This is a genomic window from Flavobacterium ginsengisoli, assembly GCF_029625315.1.
GTDB classification, from domain to species: domain Bacteria; phylum Bacteroidota; class Bacteroidia; order Flavobacteriales; family Flavobacteriaceae; genus Flavobacterium; species Flavobacterium ginsengisoli.
Map to the genome: position 1 here is coordinate 2,828,975 of NZ_CP121110.1, position 18,600 is coordinate 2,847,574.

An 18,600-nucleotide genomic window follows, 5' to 3' on the forward strand; every position below is an offset into this window, starting at 1 on the left:
TTTCTTTATACTTTTCTAGTAGATTCTCTTTCTTTTAATTTTGTTTTAATGACAATCGTTTCATATTCAGAAACTGTTCCTTCAGGTTCTTCCAATCTTTCAATTAATCTTTTTGCTGCAACTTCTCCAATTTCAACACCATGCTGACTTACTGTTGTCAAACTTGGCGATAAACGTCTTGAAGCCAAAATACCATCAGCAAAACCAATAATCGAAATATCTTCTGGAACTCTGTAGCCTTTTTTCAAACTTACTCTTAAAGCTGCAACCGAATCATTTTCGTCCAAAGCAAAAATTCCGTCGATTTTATGATCAAAAATAGAATCAATTTTAGCTTTCATATCATCTTCAGAATCTGTACGAAGAATAATTTTTTCGTTAACTGGAATATTATTGTCTTTTAAAGCTTTTAAGTATCCGTCAGCTCTTAATTTTCCAACACTTAAATTGTCTACAGAAGAAATTAAAGCAATGTTTTTGCATCCTAAATTTATTAAATGCTGTGTTGAGTTTAATGCCGAATCAAAATCATCTACGACAACTTTATCGCAGTCTACTTCATCTGCAATACGATCAAACATTACGATTGGCGTTCCGTCGTTAATTATTTCAGAAAAATGATTGTAATCTTGAAGTTTTTGGGCTTCTTGAGAAACCGAAAGGATAAATCCGTCAATAGTTCCGTTACTCAACATTTCAAGCGTATGAATTTCCTTTTCTAAAGACTCATTAGAGATACAGGTAATTACATTATATCCTTTTTTATCGGCAACTTTCTCAATACCACTAAAAACTTTCGCAAAGAAAGAATTTAAAATATTAGGAATAATTACTCCAATCGTTTTTGTCTTACGATTCTTAAGATTCAAACCAATAACATTCGGCTTATAATTTTTGAGTTTGGCATACTCCTTAATCTTAACCTTCGTTTGTTCACTAATTTCAGGACTGTCATTCAATGCTTTAGATACAGTCGAAACAGAAACACCTAGTTCCTTGGCAATTTGTTTTAGAGTTGCTTTAGCTTTCATCCTATTGAATTTTATGTAATTAATACAAATATAGTAGAATTACCGAAAATAAAACAAAAAGAAGCTATTAGTATTTAAAAACATAAGTCTTTTCGAAATAATAATTAAATAAAGCTATTTCTCAAAACCGTACTTACAAAAATTTCGTTAATAATTAAATACCAGATAACTAGAGACCAACTGTTGTTAACTATTAAAAAACTTGATTATGAAAAACGAAGTTAAAATTCATGAAGTAGATCCTTCATTGAATAGTAGAAGGAGCTTTCTTAAGCTCAGTGGATTAACCCTGGCAACCACGGGTTTAATTCTAGCTGGCTGCAGCGATAATGACAACGATAATGATATGCCAGACAATTCTTTGCCAGGAATAAGAAATGGTGTTTTCGATTTAGGCTCTGGAGATTTTGGAGTACTAACCTATGCGTATGCTCTAGAACAATTAGAAGCCGACTTTTATACTAAAGTAGTTAATGGAAGTGGTTTTAATTCTGTCTTCAGCAGCGTTGAACGCGAAGTACTAACAGACTTATATCACCACGAAGTAGTTCATAGAGATTTTTTTAAAGCTACTTTAAGCGCATTACTTCCAAATCCGAGTACTCAATTACTTCCAACTCTGGCTTTTAATTATGGCTCCTTAAATTTTAATAGCCGTACCGAAGTTTTGGCGACTGCAAAAGCATTAGAAGACACAGGAGTTGCCGCCTATAATGGAGCAGGAAAATTAATTAAAACTGCGGACTACTTATTATTAGCTGGAAAAATTGTTTCTGTAGAAGCAAGACATGCCTCAGCAATAAGAAGTTTGATTAATCCGAATTCTAAAGATTTTGCCGGAGATGATATTGTAAATATGTCTACAGGTTTAGATGATGCCAAAGATCCTTCTAAAATTCTGCCGATTCTTGCTGGTTTTATCACTACGAAATTTACAGCTAATTATTTGCCTTAATCTTAACCGCTAAAACTTAGAAATTATGAACATTTTAAAATTTATAGAATCCTTTACTGATGACAATTTAATGAATAGTACGGGTTCAAGAAGAGACAGTTTTACACATTTTGGAAATATTGGTAAAAATTTAGCTTTAGCCTCAATTCCTTTCGGATTATCAGCTCTAACCAATAAAGTTTTTGCACAAGACATTACAGCAACGCCTGCAACTCCAATCGGAGCTTTACAATTTGCTTTAACCTTAGAATATCTTGAAAACGAATTTTATGCTATGGCATTAGATTCTGGAGTAATACCAGCTTCTGAAAATGGCGGGCGCGATTTAAAAGTATTTCAGCAAATAGTTGCGCACGAATCTGATCATGTGAAATTTTTAATTGCTGGATTGGGTGGCACAGCCAGTGCTAACTTCGTTCCAAAGCCTACTTTTGACTTCACTGTTGGAGGCGCTTTTGACCCTTTTCATGATTATCCAACCTTTTTAGCTTTGGCACAAGCTTTTGAAGATACTGGAGTTAGAGCTTATAAAGGACAAGCGACAAATTTAATTACAACACCAGATTTATTGACTGCAGCATTACAAATTCATTCTGTTGAAGCACGCCATGCTTCTGAAGTTAGAAGATTACGAGGTTTAAAAGGATGGATATCAAACGCCGAACGAGGTGCTGGAATGCCAGCTGCAACGCAAGCTGTATATGATGGCGAGGGCGTAACTACGCAGGCAGGATTTAATACAGCAACAGCATTTGGAGCTGCAGCGGGCTCAGAAGCTTATGATGAGCCACTTACAACCCAACAAGTGGTTGATATTGCCAACATATTTATTGTATAATCTTTTTTTCAAAATATTTAACCGTCTTTACTTTATTGTGGAGACGGTTTTTTTATTCACTAAATAATCAAAAAACTGAAGCCCTGATTTTCAGCAGATAAAATATTCTTTCAGGTATTTGGTTTTAAAATAATTAATTGTACTTTTGCATCCCCTTTATTGGGGATGGAATGTTTAATTAAAATAATATTATGGACGCATTAAGCTACAAAACAGTTTCAGCAAGTAAAGCCACTGTAACTAAAGAGTGGATTGTTGTTGACGCTGAAGGTCATAACTTAGGACGTCTTGCTTCAAAGGTTGCAATGATCTTAAGAGGTAAGTACAAACCAAGTTATACACCACACGTTGACTGTGGAGATAACGTAATTGTTATCAACTCAGAAAAAATTAACCTTACAGGTACAAAATTGAATGACAAAATTTACATGCGTCATACAGGTTACCCAGGAGGACAAAGAACTTTAACTGCTAAAGTATTGCAAGCTAAAAACCCTGCATTATTAGTAGAAAAAGCTGTAAAAGGTATGTTACCTAAAAACAAATTAGGAGCTGAACTTTTTAGAAATCTAAATGTTGTTGTAGGATCTGAGCACACTCACGGAGCTCAAAAACCTAGAACTGTTAACCTAAATGATCTTAAGTAATGGGAGTTATTCACAAAATCGGTAGAAGAAAAACCGCTGTTGCACGTGTTTACGTTTCTGAAGGAACTGGAAACATCACTGTAAACAAAAAAGAATTCGCAACTTACTTTCCAACTGCAACTTTACAGTACAAAGTTTTACAACCGCTTTCTATGACAGAAAACGCTGGTAACTTTGACGTAAAAGTAAACGTTTACGGAGGTGGTACAACTGGTCAAGCAGAAGCTGTAAGAATGGCATTAGCACGCGTAATGTGTGAAGTTAACGCTGAAAACAGAGGAATCCTTAAACCAGAAGGTTTATTAACAAGAGACCCAAGAATGGTTGAACGTAAGAAATTCGGTCAGAAGAAAGCTCGTAAGAGATTCCAATTCTCTAAACGTTAATATTAGCTGTCTTGTTCAAATGAAACAAGACATTATCAATTATTTATTGAAATTAAAAAACACAGTTATTGTTGCTCTCCTATCGAGGTAGGATATAGTTTAGCATCTAAATGTATAAAGCCAGAGAAATCGCCATTTATACATTGCTAATCAACAGAACGTAAACTAGTACAAAAATGGCAAACAAAATAGAAGTAAAAGAATTACTAGAAGCAGGTGTTCACTTCGGACACATGACTAGAAAATGGGATCCAAATATGGCTCCTTACATTTATATGGAGCGTAATGGTATTCACATTATCAATCTATATAAAACTGCGACTAAAATTGAAGAAGCTAACGAAGCTTTGAAAAAAATCGGCGCATCAGGTAGAAAAATCTTATTCGTAGCTACCAAAAAACAAGCTAAAGACATCGTTGCTGATAAAGCAAAAGTCGCAAACATGCCTTACATCACTGAAAGATGGCCAGGTGGAATGTTAACTAACTTCGTAACTATCAGAAAGGCAGTTAAAAAAATGTCTTCTATCGATAAAATGAAGAAAGATGGTACATTCAACACTCTATCTAAAAAAGAGCGTTTGCAAGTTGATCGTCTACGTGCTAAATTGGAGAAAAACTTAGGTTCAATTGCTGATATGTCTAGACTGCCTGCAGCATTGTTCGTAGTAGATATCAAAGCTGAACACATCGCAATAAAAGAAGCTCAAAAATTAAACATTCCAGTTTTCGCAATGGTTGATACGAATTCTGACCCAAGAGAGGTTGATTACGTAATTCCTGCAAATGATGATGCTTCTAAATCAATTGACAAAATTTTATCTTTAGTGACTACTGCAGTAATCGAAGGTCTTTCAGACAGAGGTGCTGAGAAAGAAGTTGAAGCTGCTGAAGAAGCTCCTGCTGCTGAGGCTGAAGCTGCTCCTGCAACTGAAACTGAAGAATAAATCAAATTTTAAATTCCAAATTTTAAATTCCAAATTCCAAATACAAAATTAAAAACGTTATGTTGATAATTTAATAAAATTGGAGTTTGGGATTTAGAAGATGGAATTTTTACTTTTAACATTAAAATTCAAAATATTATGGCAACAATTACTGCTGCAGACGTAAATAAATTAAGACAATCTACAGGTGCCGGAATGATGGACTGTAAAAAAGCTTTAGTTGAAGCTGATGGAGATTTCGATAAAGCTATACAAATCCTTAGAGAAAAAGGACAAAAAGTTGCTTGCTAACCGTTCTGACCGTGAGTCTTCTGAAGGAGCTGCTGTTTCTTTTATCAATGCTGACAACACTAAAGGAGCTATCCTTACTTTAAACTGCGAAACTGACTTCGTAGGTAAAAATGAGGCTTTCGTTACTTTAGCTAAAGATTTAGTTGAAAGAGCTATCAACTTCTCTTCTAAAGAAGAATTTTTAGCTTCTGATTTCAACGGAATCACTGTTGCTGAAAAATTAATCGAGCAAACTGGAGTTATTGGTGAGAAAATCGAAATCGGTGGTTTCGAAATTTTAGAAGGTGCTTTCGTTGGATCTTATGTTCACGTTAACAAAATCAGCTGCTTTAACTGCAATTTCTGCTCCGATCGCTAATGCTGAGACTTTAACAAAAGACGTTTCTATGCAAGTTGCTTCTATGGGAGCTGATACATTATCTTACAAAGATTTTGATCCTGCTTTCGTTGAATCTGAACTTGCTGCTCGTATTGCTGTAATCGAAAAAGACAATGAAGAGGCTGCTCGTTTAGGAAAAACTTTGAAAAATGTTCCTAAATACATCTCTTTCTCTCAATTAACTCCTGAAGTTATCAAACAAGCTGAAGAAGATGCTAAAGCTGAATTAAAAGCTGAAGGAAAACCAGAGCAAATCTGGGATAAAATTCTTCCAGGAAAAGTTCAACGTTTCATTTCTGATAACACTACTTTAGATCAAGAGAAAGCTTTATTAGATCAAAACTTCATCAAAGATGACAGTAAAAAAGTAGGTGATTACGTTAAAGGATTCAATGTTGAAATTACAGGTTTCAAAAGAGTTACTTTAGGTTAATATATTATTTTTTCAATATTAAAAAGCCCGAATATTTAGTTATTCGGGCTTTTTTTATTTCATTTTAGCTTTCAATTGGAAAGTTTCTAGCTCGCATCAACGCATCTGATTGTGGAGCATGTCCTCTGAAATTCTTGTACATTTCTTCATTATCAATCGTATTTCCAACACTCAAAACTGTTTTATAAAGACGTTCAGAAATCTTCTTATCAAATGGCCCTCCAGCTTCTAAAAAAGCTTCATAAGCATCTGCATTTATTACATCTGCCCATAAATAACTGTAATATCCCGCTGCATACCCATCGCTCGAAAAAATATGAGCAAACTGCGGAATTCTGTGCCTCATTACAATTTCTGACGGCATATTAATTTCATTCAAAACTTTCTTTTCAAACGCATGCGGATCAATTATTTCGGTTGTCAAATGCAATTTCATATCGACAAATGAACTTGAAATCGTTTCTACTGTTGCAAAACCTTCATTAAAATTAGCGACTTTTCCGATTCTCTCTACCAGCGATTGAGACAAAGGCTCGTTTGTTTTATAATGAAGCGCGAACTTGTTTAAAACCTCTGGAGTTGCCAACCAATGTTCTAATAACTGCGACGGAAACTCTACATAATCTCTTGCAACCGAAGTTCCCGAAAGACTTGGATAAGTGACATTTGAACACAGCCCATGTAAAGCATGCCCAAATTCATGAAACAAAGTTGTTGCATCATCCCATGAAATTAAAACAGGTTCATCACTATTTCCTTTAATAAAATTGCAATTATTTGACACAATAGGAAGCACATTTCCTTTTATCTTCTGCTGATCTCTATGCGAATTCATCCATGCGCCTGAACGCTTACCAACTCGCGCATACGGGTCAAAATACCATAATCCAATTGGTTCTCTAGTATTTTTATTATTCACTTCCCAAACACGAACATCAGAATGATAAACGGGGACATCAAATAATTGCTTGAAACCTAAATCGAATAATTCGCCCGCAGTCCAAAACATTCCTTCTCGCAAATTTTCTAACTGCAAATATTGCTTAATTTCATTCTGATCTAGATCATATTTAGCTTTTCGTACTTTCTCAGCATAATAGCGATAATCCCAAGGCTGAATTTTAAAATTATCCCCATCATTATCTACCATTTCCTGCATCGCAGAAACATCATTTTTTACTTTGTCTACAGCGGGTTTCCATACCGAATTCATTAAATCGAGTGTCTTCTGCGGATCTTTGGCCATTTTATTAGACAAACTCCATTCAGCAAAATTAGCAAAACCTAAAATCTTAGCTTTTTCAGCCCTCAATTTCAAAATAGAAACAAGTATTTCATTAGTGTCATTTTCGTTTTTATTATCGCCTCTCTTTACAAAAACATCAAAAGCTTGTTCTCTCAAACTTCTTTTGTTGGAAAACGTAAGAAACGGTTCGATTGAAGATCTTGTATTTCCAATGCATCCTAAAACATTTAGATTTCTTTCTTTAGCTTCAGCGATAGCGGCATTTTTAACTTCTTCAGGCAAACCATCAAAATCAAGTTCTGTTTTTAATTCTATATACTGATCATTTTCTTCTGCTAGTAATTTTTGACTAAAAGCAGTAAAAAGTCCTGCCAATTCCTGATTTATTTTAGCAACTTTATCTTTGTCTTGTTGGTTCAACTCTGCTCCTTCTCTAACAAAATCGGTATAATATAACCAAAGTAAACGCTGCTGTTCTTTAGTTAAATTCTGTTTTCCATCAGATTTGTATAGGGCTTCAATTCTAGAAAACAATTTCTCATTTTGATACAATCTATCACTAATCTCAGCCAATTTCGGCGACATTTCAGTGTCAACAATATTAAATTCAGGAGTACTCAGATTAGATCTATAAATGCCGTAAACTGCATGAATTCGATCTAATTTATCACCAGAAAGCTCTAAAGCCTTGATTGTATTTTCAAATGTTGGTTTCTCTGGATTATTTGTGATGGCATCAATTTCTTCTAATTTTTCTTTTATAGCAAATTCTATTGCTGGCCTAAAATCCGAAACTTTATAAGCTGTAAAATCTGGAACGCCTCCATAAGGCCCTGACCAATCTCTTAACAACGAATTATCTAATTCTTCTGGTGTTTTCATAAACAAATACATTAATTAATTCTGTGCAAAATCTAACTCATAAAAAATGCAACAGTATCTCAAAATTAGTCAATCGGAAGCAAACTTCATATTTTAAAGGATTATAAAAATAGGTTTCAAAGATTTAAAAGAAATAGTTTATTTTTGAAATATCAATATCAAAAATCAAATGTTTAAGACCAGAAGAGAAATTGTTTTTGTAATTTTAGCAGGAATATTTATAACCAATGCCGTTGTGGCTGAGTTAATTGGAGGAAAGCTAATTCAAATTGGCCCCTTTGTTATGAGTATCGGAATCTTGCCTTGGCCAGTTGTATTTCTAACTACCGATTTGATTAATGATTATTTTGGAGAAAAAGGCGTAAAAAAACTTTCGTTCATAACTGCTTGCCTAATTGCTTACGCCTTCTTGATACTTTTTATGGCAATCACTATTCCAGTTGCAAAAGGAATCAGTCCCGTAAATGATGATCAGTTTCAGGCAGTATTCGGACAGAGTATGTGGATTATTGTTGGAAGTTTAATTGCTTTTATGGCTTCTCAGCTCATTGACGTTTGGATATTTTGGTTTTTCAAAAATAGAACTGGCGAAAAGAAAATATGGCTCCGAGCAACAGGCTCTACCGTAATTTCGCAATTATTTGATTCGTTTATTGTATTAGGAATTGCTTTTTGGCTTCCTGGAAAGATCGATTTTGACACCTTTATATCTTCAGGATTAATAGGTTATACTTTTAAACTTGCAATAGCTATTTTATTAACGCCTGCAATTTATCTAGGCCACCATCTAATTAAAAAATATCTAGATGGAGACCCTGCACATAAAAAATAAAAAAAACATTTAGGTCATGAAAAAAAATTATCTACTTATTTTATTCTCTGTTACCTATCTATTTTTAAGCTGTGGCAATGGCGAAAAAAACAACCTAAAAAAGTCATTCAAGCTGTCAATAAATTGACACCAGTTGGCACGAAAGTGAGTCCTAAAGTTGCTCCAAAAAGTATTACTGCACCAAAAGAATTTGACTCAAAAAAAACTATTGTCCAAAAAAATCCTTTTGCAATCAAAAATCCGATAGAAATTAAAGCGGTAAGTTCTCAAACGGAAAATAATATTGCGAATCAACCAGTTTCTATAAAAAAAGAAGCCAATGAGGAATTATTAAATTTTGTTAATGTTCGCAAAATCTTAGCGAAATGCAAAATGGGCCAGACTATAACTCAAAAACAGCTAACAGAGCATTTTGAAATTCCTGAAGAAGCTGTCAAACTAGTAAAAAGTGTAACCAAAACAGCTGAAAATGAATTGGCGGTAAAATGGCAATCTACTTGGCTTGTTGAAAGAGTTTCTGATGCCGAACTTGAAGATGGCAAAATGAAAGTGGTTTTTAAAGCCAATAAAATGTATACTTCTGGAAATGCAATTGGCATTAAATATAATAGAAAAATTTATACTAATTTGGTAATTGTTGGACGTTCTGCTTACATTCCGAGTGTAAAAGGATATAGTTGGCAAATTGGCAGATAATAATTTTATAAAATTGCACAATATCAAATCAAATGGAACCAATAAGATGCAGCTGGTGTTCTGCCAGCGATTTATATAAAAAATATCATGACGAAGAATGGGGCGTTCCCGTTTATGACGACCCGACTTTATTCGAATTTTTAATTTTAGAAACTTTCCAAGCTGGTTTGAGCTGGATTACAATTTTAAACAAAAGAGAAAATTTTAGAGCTGCATTTGATTATTTCGATTATAAAAAAATGGCCAATTATTCTGAAGATAAAATCGAAGAGTTAATGCAGAATACTGGAATTATTCGGAACAAATTAAAAATTAAAGTCTGCCGTTTCTAACGCTCAAGCATTTATGAAAGTCCAGGAAGAATTTGGAACTTTCTCTGATTATATTTGGAAATATACTAACGGAAAACCGATCGTCAACAATTTGAAAAATTCAAAAGATGCTCCCGCGACTACTCCACTTTCAGATGAAATTAGCAAAGATTTAAAAAAAGAGGCTTTAAATTTGTGGGTTCAACCGTTATTTATGCTCACATGCAAGCCACCGGAATGGTCAATGATCATGTGGAAGATTGCTTTACGAGAAAAAAATAATTTTCAGTCGCAGTCGCAGTTTTCAGTTTTTTTTGAACTTGAAATCTGAAACTTGAAACTTTCAAACAAAATTTTATTACATTTGCTTCACACTTTAGGGGTGTCTACAAAATTGTAGGCTGAGATTTTACCCTCTGAACCTGATCTAGTTCATACTAGCGTAGGGAAAAGTAAGATGACTTCTGCGCGCATTTTTATGCGTTCTTGTAGCCATTCCTAAGGTGTATCTATACACTAAACTCAAAAAGGAATGGAACTAAAAATCAATCAACAAACTAAAAAATTCAATGCTGAATCGCTAAGCGTTCAATCATTGCTCGATCTCGAAATTCCGCATAAACAAAACGGAATCGCTGTTGCTGTCAACAATACTGTTGTTCCAAAACTCAAATGGAACGAATTCTTCGTACAAGAAACCGACGAAATTTTAATTATTTCTGCAACTCAAGGAGGTTAATTTTTGAAATTCCAATTCAGAAAAACAAATTCCAATTATATACTGGACATAGACGCACTGCAGTGCGTCTCTACAAATAACATTACGAAATAAACACAATCAGAATCAACTTTAAACCTGAAACCTGAAACAAAATCAACAAAAATGAAAGAAGAACAAATATCCAGAACCCCATTTCCGAATTCTAAAAAAGTATATATCGACGGTGAAATTCACCCTATAAAAGTAGCAATGCGTGAAATTACTTTGAGCGACACCAAACTTTCAAATGGCGGAATTGAGAAAAACCCACCAGTAACGGTTTACGACACTTCGGGTGCTTACACAGATCCGAATATCGAAATTGATATTAGAAAAGGATTGCCACGCTTACGCGAAAGTTGGATTCTAGAACGAAATGATGTTGAAATTCTAGAAGAAATAACCTCAGATTATGGCTTAAGCCGATTGAAAGATGAAAGTTTAAATCATCTTCGTTTTGAATATTTACATCAGCCAAAACGAGCTAAAAAAGGTGCAAACGTAACACAATTGTATTACGCTAAACAAGGTATTATCACTCCAGAAATGGAATATATCGCGATTCGTGAAAATCAGCGAATAGAACTTTTAAATGAACAAACCAAAGCAATGCAATGTCAGCATGGCGGAAATAGCTTTGGTGCAAACACTCCAAAAAACAAAATCACTGCAGAATTCGTTCGCTCTGAGGTGGCTTGCGGAAGAGCTATTATTCCAAACAACATCAATCATCCAGAAAGCGAACCTATGATTGTTGGTCGTAATTTCTTGGTAAAAATCAATGCCAATATTGGAAACAGTGCTGTAACTTCGAGCATTGAAGAGGAAGTTGAAAAAGCAGTTTGGGCTTGTCGTTGGGGAGCTGACACGATTATGGATTTATCCACAGGAAAAAACATTCATGAAACCAGAGAATGGATTATTAGAAATTCTCCCGTTCCAATCGGAACTGTTCCGATTTATCAGGCATTAGAAAAAGTAAAAGGAATTGCAGAAGATTTAACCTGGGAAATTTTCCGCGATACTTTAATTGAACAAGCAGAACAAGGTGTTTCCTATTTCACGATTCATGCTGGAGTTTTGCTTCGTTACATTCATTTAACAGCAAATCGTGTTACAGGAATCGTTTCGCGAGGTGGATCAATAATGGCAAAATGGTGTTTATTTCATCATAAAGAAAATTTCTTGTATACCCATTTTGAAGAAATCTGCGAAATCATGAAACAATATGATGTTGCTTTTTCTCTTGGAGATGGTTTACGTCCAGGTTCCATTGCCGATGCGAACGATGCTTGCACAATTTGCCGAATTAGAAACTTTAGGCGAATTGACAAAAATTGCTTGGAAACATGATGTTCAAGTTTTTATTGAAGGCCCAGGGCACGTACCAATGCACATGATTAAAGAAAACATGGACAAACAATTGGAACATTGTCATGAAGCGCCATTTTACACTTTAGGGCCTTTAACTACTGATATTGCGCCAGGTTACGATCATATTACTTCGGCAATTGGGGCAGCTATGATTGGCTGGTATGGCTGTGCAATGTTGTGTTATGTAACACCAAAAGAGCATTTGGGCTTACCAAATAAAAAAGACGTAAAAGATGGCGTAATCACTTATAAAATTTCTGCTCATGCTGCCGATTTGGCAAAAGGTCATCCCGGAGCACAATATCGCGATAACGCATTAAGCAAAGCCCGTTTTGAATTTCGTTGGGAAGACCAATTTAATTTGGCCTTAGATCCAGATACTGCGAGAGAATTCCACGACGAAACACTTCCTGCGGATGGCGCAAAAGTGGCGCATTTTTGTTCAATGTGCGGGCCAAAATTCTGCTCTATGAAAATATCTCAAGAAATTAGAGATGTCGCTGCTGCGGAAAAAGGAATGCAGGAGAAATCAGAAGAGTTTATTGAACAGGGGAAAGAGATTTATATTTAAGTGAAAAGATAATAGAATCAAGAAGAAAGATATGATTGTAATTTCTAGTCCTTTTGTTGTTGCAAATGAAACGAAGATAGTTCAATCTTTATTTGAAGAAGGATTGTCTTTGTTTCATATTCGGAAACCTGATTTTTCTGAGTTAGAAATGGTGAAGTCTATTCTCCAAATAAAAACGGAATATAGAAATAAACTGGTTTTGCACAATCATCATCATTTAGCAGAAGATTTTGGTATTGAAAAACTCCATTTTTCTGAAAAAGAGAGAAAAAGCAATCTTAATGATTCTGCAAGGTTTTCAAAACCTTGTAGGTCTAAATCAACATCGACACATTCGGTCGAAGATTTTAATTCGTTAGAAAATGATTTTGATTACGCATTCTTAAGTCCTGTTTTTAAAAGTATATCTAAAGAAAATTACCATCCAAAAATCGATCTATTTGAAGCTTTAAAATCAAAAACAAACAGTAAAACAAAAGTCATTGCTTTAGGCGGAATTGATGCCGAAAACATTCAGAAAACACTTGAAAACGGCTTTGATGATGTTGCTCTTTTAGGAAGCATTTGGAATAACAAAAATCCATTAAAACAATTTAAATTATGTCAACAAATCGCCCGTTCGTACTCACAATCGCAGGTTTAGATCCTTCTGGAGGAGCTGGAATTTTGGCCGATATCAAAACATTTGAGCAACATAAAGTGACTGGTTTTGCGATTTCTACAGCCAATACAATTCAGACTGAAAATCAATTTTATGAAATTCAGTGGACTGATTTGAGTTTTGTTATTCGTTCTATCGAAACGCTGTTTTTAAATTATAAAATCAGCGTTGTGAAAATTGGAATTGTGTCTTCTTTACCTGATTTAAACCGAATTGTTTCGACTATAAAAATGCTTTCTTCTTCAACAAAAATCGTTTGGGATCCCGTTTTAAAATCAACCACAAAATTTGAGTTTATGAATATTGAAGATCGTTTAGATTTAAATAAAATATTGTCAAAAATCGATTTGATTACGCCTAATTATCATGAAGCTGAGATTCTATTTCCAGATTTCCCTTCTAATGAAAATAGATTTTCAACAAACATTTTATTGAAAGGCGGACATAACAAAAAAGCCTTAGGAACAGATTTTTTATTTCTAAAAAAGGAAGCATTAGAATTGCTTCCGTCAGAAAAAAAATGCTTTGAAAAACATGGTTCTGGCTGTGTACTTTCTTCTGCAATTACTTCGAATTTAGCTTTAAATCAGACATTAAAAGAAGCCTGTGAAAGCGCTAAAATCTATATCGAAAATTACTTGAGTTCAACATCAACTTTAATCGGATATCATTATGTATAGCAAACTTCAATATATCTCGCAAGGCGAAACTATCGAAAAACAATTGTATAATATTCATCAAGCACTCGACGCTGGATGTAATTGGGTGCAAATGCGTTTTAAAAACCAAACACAAAAAGATGCTTTCACTTTAGCGGAAGCGGTAAAACCTTTATGCGAAAAGTACACAGCCAATTTTATTGTAAACGACGATTTACATCTTACTAAAGAAATTGACGCAGACGGTATTCATCTAGGCTTAACCGATACCAAAATCGACGAAGCAAGGGCTTTTTTAGGCACTGCAAAAGTAATTGGAGGTACTGCAAACACTTTTGAAGACATTGAAAATCACGTTAAAAATGGTTGTGATTATATTGGATTAGGCCCTTTTAGATTTACGAATACAAAAGAAAAACTGAGTCCGATTTTAGGATTATCGGGCTATTTTGATATTCTTCAAAAATTGAAAAAAGATAAACTCGAAATTCCGGTTTATGCTATCGGAGGTATTACATTAAGAGATGTGAATCCGTTAATGGAGACTGGGATTCATGGAATTGCCATTTCTGGAATCATTACCGAAAGTGATGAAAAAGAAAAATTGATTCAACAACTAAACGAAAAATTATATGCAAACATCATTGTTTAATATAGGAGATAAAGCCTTTAAATCTCGCTTGTTTCTTGGAACGGGAAAATTTGGTTCGAATGAAGAAATGGAGCAGGCAATTTTAGCTTCGGAAAGCGAATTGGTTACGGTTGCTTTAAAACGCATTGATCTAGAAACTGATACAGATGCCATTTTATCACATTTAAAACATCCAAATATTAATTTATTACCCAACACTTCAGGAGCAAGAAATGCCAAAGAAGCTGTTTTTGCCGCACAATTGGCTCGCGAAGCTTTAGAAACTAATTGGGTAAAACTGGAAATTCATCCTGATCCAAAATATTTAATGCCCGACCCGATTGAGACTTTAAAAGCGACAGAAGAATTGGCTAAACTCGGTTTTATTGTACTTCCGTACATTCACGCCGATCCTGTTTTGTGTAAACATTTAGAAAGCGTAGGGACATCGGCTGTCATGCCTTTAGGCTCACCTATTGGAAGCAATAAAGGTTTAAAAACGATCGATTTCTTAGAAATTATTATCGAGCAAAGTACTGTTCCCGTTATTGTAGATGCAGGAATTGGAGCGCCTTCTGATGCTGCAAAAGCAATGGAAATTGGTGCAGATGCTGTTTTGGTGAATACCGCCATTGCCGTTGCGGGAAATCCAAAATTAATGGCTGAAGCTTTTAAAGAAGCCGTAATTGCAGGTAGAAAAGCCTTTGAAGCTAAAGTTGCCAATCAGCAGAGTTATGCTTCGGCTTCTAGTCCGTTGACTTCTTTTCTTTATGAATAAATTGATTTTTCTCCCGCAGATTCTGCAGATTTAGCAGATTATTGTTTCACAAATCTTAAGTCAAATAAATCCATAGAACCTGCTAAAGAACAATTTTGTTAAAAAGTAAGAAATTTCATTGTTTTTGATTGAGAAATCAAATAAAAAAATATGTCAGAAAATGAAATTTCATATAAAATTAGAGGAGCAATTTTCAAAGTATATAACACTCTTGGTCCTGGGCTATTAGAATCTGTATATGAAAACGCTCTTTATTATCAATTGAAGAAAGACGGATTGCAAGTAATCAAGCAAATTGATTTACCTGTAAAATATGATGATGTTTATCTAGATATAACTTTTAGATTAGATATTTTAGTAGAAGATAAAGTAATTATAGAATTAAAAACAGTAGACGAAATAAAACCTATTCATTTTAAACAATTAAATACATATTTAAAATTGACTAGCAAAAAACTTGGATTATTAGTCAATTTCAACTGCTCCAATATTCTTGAAAATATTCATCGTGTTGCAAATAAAATTTAATCTGCATGATCTGCAAAATCTGCGGGAAACAAATAAAAAATGAAAACATTCAAATCTATTTTCGAGCAATATAATTGGGATGAAATCCAATCCAGAATATATAAAACCACATCAAAAGATGTCGAAAGAACTTTGGCTAAAACTAAATACAATCTCGATGATTTTTTGATTTTAATTTCTCCTATTGCTCAAAACTATTTAGAACAAATGGCACAAAAATGCCATGAAATCACAAAAAAGCGCTTTGGAAAAACGATTCAAATGTATGCGCCACTTTATTTGAGTAACGAATGCCAAAACATTTGCACCTATTGTGGATTTAGTTTAGACAATAAAATCAAAAGAAAAACACTTTCTGATGCTGAAATAAAACTTGAAGTCGAAGCTTTAAAAAACGCTGGTTTCGATCATGTTTTATTGGTTACCGGCGAAGCGAATTATACAGTAAACATCAATTATTTTCTCAATGCAATCAACTTAATTAAAGAAGATTTTTCGATTATTTCTGTTGAAGTACAACCGCTTTCTACAGAAGATTATGAGCGTTTACATGATGTTGGAGTATATTCGGTTTTGGTTTACCAAGAAACATATCATCAGGAAGTTTACAAAAAATATCATACCAAAGGCAAGAAATCTAACTTCGAATATCGATTGGAAACTCCCGACCGAATTGGAACTGCAGGAATTCATAAAATTGGTTTGGGCGTTTTATTAGGTCTAGAAGATTGGCGAACTGATAGTTTTTTCAATGCTTTGCATTTAGATTATCTGCAGAAGAAATATTGGCAAACTAAATATTCCGTTTCTTTTCCGCGTCTTCGACCTGCTGAAGGTATTATCGAACCGAATTTCATTATGGACGATAAAGATTTGACACAATTAATTTGTGCCTACAGATTATGGAATGAAGATTTGGAAATTTCGATTTCGACGAGAGAAAATGAGAAATTTAGAAATAACATTATTCCAATTGGAGTTACAAGTATGAGCGCAGGTTCTAAAACAAATCCTGGTGGCTATGTAGTTGATCCGCAATCTTTGGAACAATTCGAAATTAGCGATGAACGTTCTGCCGAAGAAATTTCAAAAATCATAAAAAATGCAGGCTATGAACCAGTTTGGAAAGATTGGGACAAATCATTTAGTCATAAAGTTGGAAAGCCGAAAGTCATAAAGTCTTTTACTTAGATAAATACTTTTTTGACTTTTGACTTTCGACTTTTGACTTTCGACTTTAAAAACTTTAAGACTTAAAAAATGAGTATTATTCAAGAATTCCTTCGTTATAACAGACAAACTATTCTTCCTGAAATTGGTGACGAAGGTCAGGAAAAACTAAAAAAAGCACGAGTTTTAGTAATTGGAGCAGGTGGATTAGGTTGTCCCATTTTACAATATATTGCAACTGCCGGAGTTGGTTTTATCGGAATTATGGATTTTGATACTATTGAAATTCATAATCTTCATAGACAGATTTTATATACTGAAAATGAGATTGGCCAACAAAAAGCAATTATTGCAAAAGAAGTTGTTTCTAAATTAAATCCGTTGATTGAAGCTGTGGCAATTAACGAAAAAATTACAGCAGAAAATGCATCAAAAATAATTGAACAATATGATATTGTTGTAGATGGGTCTGATAATTTTTCAACTCGTTATTTAGTCAATGATACTTGCATCGAATTGAAAAAGCCTTTGGTATATGGAAGTATTTTAAAATTTGAAGGACAAATTGCTGTTTTCAACCATAACGGGAGTAAAAATCTTCGCGATTTGTTTCCAGAAATGCCAGATCCAAAAGATGTTCCAAATTGTAATTTAAACGGTGTTTTAGGAACATTGCCTGGACTTATAGGCAATATGATGGCACACGAAACATTGAAATTGATTCTAGAATTACCAACTTTAAATAACGAATTGATACTTTTTAATACTCTCGATTGGAATTTTACAAAGCTAAATTTTTAAAAAATGACCTCATCGCCTACACTGATAATCCCTGAATTCAGACTCACAAGATTAGTTCCGAATAAAACTGAATTATCTACATTTCTGTATTTGCTCAAGGTTTTTAGAGGTTCTTTTTTTACAATTCCTTTCTGCGGATCGTTGTTTACCATAATACATCTTCCGCAAGGTTTTATGTTTTTAAACTGAACTTCTCCAATTTTAAAATCCTTAAAATCATCTTCTTCATGAGCATTTTTCGTACTTACAACAATGTTTGGACGAAATCTTTTAATGGTGATTTTTTCTTCTAATTTTTCATTTAAAAAATCAAGACTTTCAGTTCCAATTAGCAAATAAGGATAACCATCAGCCAAACTCACATTATAGGTTTCGTTTGTTCTGGAACTTTCATGTTTACGATCTCCAATATTATTGATTTTCACCAATTTGCATTCAAATCCTAGTTTGTCGCTAAACCATTTTGAAGAGTTTTTATTTACTTCGAAAACCTCACTTTTATCGTCCCAAACTTGAGATTCTATTGCATTTTCTAAATGTTCATTAATAGAAAAATCATGCGTTTCTCCTTCAAAAGTAATTTGAATTTTATCTCCCAAAATCTCAGGATAAAACTGACTCATTATTGGGTATTCTCTTTGCGTAACGTGAACATTTTCTGTATTAATCAGCATCCATCTTCGATCATTTTCAAAACCCATTTCTTCAGCATTGGCACTTTTTAGACTAATGCCTGCCAAGCTTTTTATTGGATAAATATAAATTTCTTTTACACTATAGACTGCACTCATTT

The 18,600-nt window shown here is 33.9% G+C and carries 18 protein-coding genes, 3 pseudogenes and 1 riboswitch; of the genes and pseudogenes, 18 read left to right on the forward strand and 3 right to left on the reverse strand.

Going from position 1 to position 18,600, the window contains the following annotated elements:
* Nucleotides 1-5 precede the first annotated feature (5 nt).
* Nucleotides 6-1,031 (reverse strand): LacI family DNA-binding transcriptional regulator, encoded by a 1,026-nt coding sequence (locus P5P87_RS13155; RefSeq protein ID WP_198854522.1) that lies wholly within the window; start codon nucleotides 1,029-1,031, stop codon nucleotides 6-8.
* 208 nt (nucleotides 1,032-1,239) lie between these two features.
* On the opposite strand from P5P87_RS13155, the gene P5P87_RS13160 reads away from it, so the two are divergent.
* From P5P87_RS13160 to tsf, 6 genes and pseudogenes are all read left to right on the forward strand, one after another.
* Nucleotides 1,240-1,986: a ferritin-like domain-containing protein gene (locus P5P87_RS13160; RefSeq protein WP_278019584.1), complete on the forward strand. Its 747-nt coding sequence runs from the start codon at nucleotides 1,240-1,242 to the stop codon at nucleotides 1,984-1,986.
* A gap of 25 nt (nucleotides 1,987-2,011) precedes the next feature.
* Nucleotides 2,012-2,824 carry a ferritin-like domain-containing protein gene (locus P5P87_RS13165; protein ID WP_278019585.1) on the forward strand — a complete coding sequence of 271 codons (813 nt, stop codon included), beginning with the start codon at nucleotides 2,012-2,014 and terminating at the stop codon, nucleotides 2,822-2,824.
* A gap of 191 nt (nucleotides 2,825-3,015) precedes the next feature.
* Nucleotides 3,016-3,471 carry a 50S ribosomal protein L13 gene (gene rplM, locus P5P87_RS13170; protein ID WP_095927953.1) on the forward strand — a complete coding sequence of 152 codons (456 nt, stop codon included), beginning with the start codon at nucleotides 3,016-3,018 and terminating at the stop codon, nucleotides 3,469-3,471.
* Nucleotides 3,471-3,857: a 30S ribosomal protein S9 gene (gene rpsI / locus P5P87_RS13175; protein WP_035645327.1), complete on the forward strand. Its 387-nt coding sequence runs from the start codon at nucleotides 3,471-3,473 to the stop codon at nucleotides 3,855-3,857. The genes rplM and rpsI overlap by 1 nt, the downstream gene beginning before the upstream one ends.
* Before the next feature lie 176 nt (nucleotides 3,858-4,033).
* Nucleotides 4,034-4,804, forward strand: coding sequence for a 30S ribosomal protein S2 (gene rpsB, locus P5P87_RS13180; protein WP_278019586.1), 771 nt, complete (start codon nucleotides 4,034-4,036; stop codon nucleotides 4,802-4,804).
* 138 nt (nucleotides 4,805-4,942) lie between these two features.
* Nucleotides 4,943-5,907, forward strand: a pseudogene (gene tsf / locus P5P87_RS13185) (translation elongation factor Ts).
* A 64-nt stretch (nucleotides 5,908-5,971) separates the two neighbouring features.
* Here tsf and P5P87_RS13190 read toward each other — a convergent pair.
* On the reverse strand, nucleotides 5,972-8,035 hold the full coding sequence (locus P5P87_RS13190; protein WP_278019587.1) for a M3 family metallopeptidase: 2,064 nt from the start codon (nucleotides 8,033-8,035) through the stop codon (nucleotides 5,972-5,974).
* A gap of 169 nt (nucleotides 8,036-8,204) precedes the next feature.
* Between P5P87_RS13190 and P5P87_RS13195 the strand changes: the two genes are divergently transcribed.
* From P5P87_RS13195 to P5P87_RS13250, 12 genes and pseudogenes are all read left to right on the forward strand, one after another.
* On the forward strand, nucleotides 8,205-8,867 hold the full coding sequence (locus tag P5P87_RS13195) for a queuosine precursor transporter (RefSeq protein ID WP_278019588.1): 663 nt from the start codon (nucleotides 8,205-8,207) through the stop codon (nucleotides 8,865-8,867).
* Between the two features lie 123 nt (nucleotides 8,868-8,990).
* On the forward strand, nucleotides 8,991-9,563 hold the full coding sequence (locus P5P87_RS13200) for a hypothetical protein (RefSeq protein WP_278019589.1): 573 nt from the start codon (nucleotides 8,991-8,993) through the stop codon (nucleotides 9,561-9,563).
* Between the two features lie 32 nt (nucleotides 9,564-9,595).
* Nucleotides 9,596-10,156: pseudogene (locus P5P87_RS13205) on the forward strand (DNA-3-methyladenine glycosylase I).
* An 86-nt stretch (nucleotides 10,157-10,242) separates the two neighbouring features.
* Nucleotides 10,243-10,340: riboswitch (TPP riboswitch) on the forward strand.
* 66 nt (nucleotides 10,341-10,406) lie between these two features.
* A complete protein-coding gene (gene thiS / locus P5P87_RS13210) occupies nucleotides 10,407-10,613 on the forward strand; it encodes a sulfur carrier protein ThiS (RefSeq protein ID WP_111426250.1) in 207 nt (68 codons plus the stop codon).
* Nucleotides 10,614-10,757: 144 nt separating this feature from the next.
* A pseudogene (gene thiC, locus P5P87_RS13215) lies at nucleotides 10,758-12,579 on the forward strand (phosphomethylpyrimidine synthase ThiC).
* Between the two features lie 31 nt (nucleotides 12,580-12,610).
* Nucleotides 12,611-13,222 (forward strand): thiamine phosphate synthase, encoded by a 612-nt coding sequence (locus tag P5P87_RS13220; RefSeq protein WP_278019590.1) that lies wholly within the window; start codon nucleotides 12,611-12,613, stop codon nucleotides 13,220-13,222.
* A complete protein-coding gene (locus P5P87_RS13225; RefSeq protein ID WP_278019591.1) occupies nucleotides 13,180-13,920 on the forward strand; it encodes a hydroxymethylpyrimidine/phosphomethylpyrimidine kinase in 741 nt (246 codons plus the stop codon). The genes P5P87_RS13220 and P5P87_RS13225 overlap by 43 nt, the downstream gene beginning before the upstream one ends.
* On the forward strand, nucleotides 13,913-14,551 hold the full coding sequence (locus P5P87_RS13230) for a thiamine phosphate synthase (RefSeq protein WP_278019592.1): 639 nt from the start codon (nucleotides 13,913-13,915) through the stop codon (nucleotides 14,549-14,551). Before P5P87_RS13225 ends, P5P87_RS13230 begins: the two co-directional genes overlap by 8 nt.
* The gene (locus tag P5P87_RS13235) at nucleotides 14,532-15,308 is read left to right on the forward strand and encodes a thiazole synthase (protein ID WP_278019593.1); all 777 of its coding nucleotides are present in this window, start codon (nucleotides 14,532-14,534) and stop codon (nucleotides 15,306-15,308) included. The genes P5P87_RS13230 and P5P87_RS13235 overlap by 20 nt, the downstream gene beginning before the upstream one ends.
* 150 nt (nucleotides 15,309-15,458) lie before the next feature.
* On the forward strand, nucleotides 15,459-15,836 hold the full coding sequence (locus P5P87_RS13240) for a GxxExxY protein (RefSeq protein WP_278019594.1): 378 nt from the start codon (nucleotides 15,459-15,461) through the stop codon (nucleotides 15,834-15,836).
* Nucleotides 15,837-15,875: 39 nt separating this feature from the next.
* Nucleotides 15,876-17,027: a 2-iminoacetate synthase ThiH gene (gene thiH, locus P5P87_RS13245; RefSeq protein WP_278019595.1), complete on the forward strand. Its 1,152-nt coding sequence runs from the start codon at nucleotides 15,876-15,878 to the stop codon at nucleotides 17,025-17,027.
* A 69-nt stretch (nucleotides 17,028-17,096) separates the two neighbouring features.
* Nucleotides 17,097-17,807 (forward strand): HesA/MoeB/ThiF family protein, encoded by a 711-nt coding sequence (locus P5P87_RS13250; RefSeq protein ID WP_278019596.1) that lies wholly within the window; start codon nucleotides 17,097-17,099, stop codon nucleotides 17,805-17,807.
* Here P5P87_RS13250 and P5P87_RS13255 read toward each other — a convergent pair.
* On the reverse strand, nucleotides 17,804-18,598 hold the full coding sequence (locus P5P87_RS13255) for an MOSC domain-containing protein (RefSeq protein ID WP_278019597.1): 795 nt from the start codon (nucleotides 18,596-18,598) through the stop codon (nucleotides 17,804-17,806). The two genes, P5P87_RS13250 and P5P87_RS13255, sit on opposite strands and share 4 nt — an antisense overlap.
* Nucleotides 18,599-18,600: the final 2 nt, after the last annotated feature.

Excerpts from the sequence above, each read along its gene's own strand:
- P5P87_RS13155 (WP_198854522.1), bottom strand. The coding sequence starts at position 1,031 with ATGAAAGCTAAAGCAACTCTAAAACAAATTGCCAAGGAACTAGGTGTT.
- P5P87_RS13160 (WP_278019584.1), top strand. The coding sequence starts at position 1,240 with ATGAAAAACGAAGTTAAAATTCATGAAGTAGATCCTTCATTGAATAGT.
- P5P87_RS13165 (WP_278019585.1), top strand. The coding sequence starts at position 2,012 with ATGAACATTTTAAAATTTATAGAATCCTTTACTGATGACAATTTAATG.
- rplM (WP_095927953.1), top strand. The coding sequence starts at position 3,016 with ATGGACGCATTAAGCTACAAAACAGTTTCAGCAAGTAAAGCCACTGTA.
- rpsI (WP_035645327.1), top strand. The coding sequence starts at position 3,471 with ATGGGAGTTATTCACAAAATCGGTAGAAGAAAAACCGCTGTTGCACGT.
- rpsB (WP_278019586.1), top strand. The coding sequence starts at position 4,034 with ATGGCAAACAAAATAGAAGTAAAAGAATTACTAGAAGCAGGTGTTCAC.
- P5P87_RS13190 (WP_278019587.1), bottom strand. The coding sequence starts at position 8,035 with ATGAAAACACCAGAAGAATTAGATAATTCGTTGTTAAGAGATTGGTCA.
- P5P87_RS13195 (WP_278019588.1), top strand. The coding sequence starts at position 8,205 with ATGTTTAAGACCAGAAGAGAAATTGTTTTTGTAATTTTAGCAGGAATA.
- thiS (WP_111426250.1), top strand. The coding sequence starts at position 10,407 with ATGGAACTAAAAATCAATCAACAAACTAAAAAATTCAATGCTGAATCG.
- P5P87_RS13220 (WP_278019590.1), top strand. The coding sequence starts at position 12,611 with ATGATTGTAATTTCTAGTCCTTTTGTTGTTGCAAATGAAACGAAGATA.
- P5P87_RS13225 (WP_278019591.1), top strand. The coding sequence starts at position 13,180 with ATGTCAACAAATCGCCCGTTCGTACTCACAATCGCAGGTTTAGATCCT.
- P5P87_RS13230 (WP_278019592.1), top strand. The coding sequence starts at position 13,913 with ATGTATAGCAAACTTCAATATATCTCGCAAGGCGAAACTATCGAAAAA.
- P5P87_RS13235 (WP_278019593.1), top strand. The coding sequence starts at position 14,532 with ATGCAAACATCATTGTTTAATATAGGAGATAAAGCCTTTAAATCTCGC.
- P5P87_RS13240 (WP_278019594.1), top strand. The coding sequence starts at position 15,459 with ATGTCAGAAAATGAAATTTCATATAAAATTAGAGGAGCAATTTTCAAA.
- thiH (WP_278019595.1), top strand. The coding sequence starts at position 15,876 with ATGAAAACATTCAAATCTATTTTCGAGCAATATAATTGGGATGAAATC.
- P5P87_RS13250 (WP_278019596.1), top strand. The coding sequence starts at position 17,097 with ATGAGTATTATTCAAGAATTCCTTCGTTATAACAGACAAACTATTCTT.
- P5P87_RS13255 (WP_278019597.1), bottom strand. The coding sequence starts at position 18,598 with ATGAGTGCAGTCTATAGTGTAAAAGAAATTTATATTTATCCAATAAAA.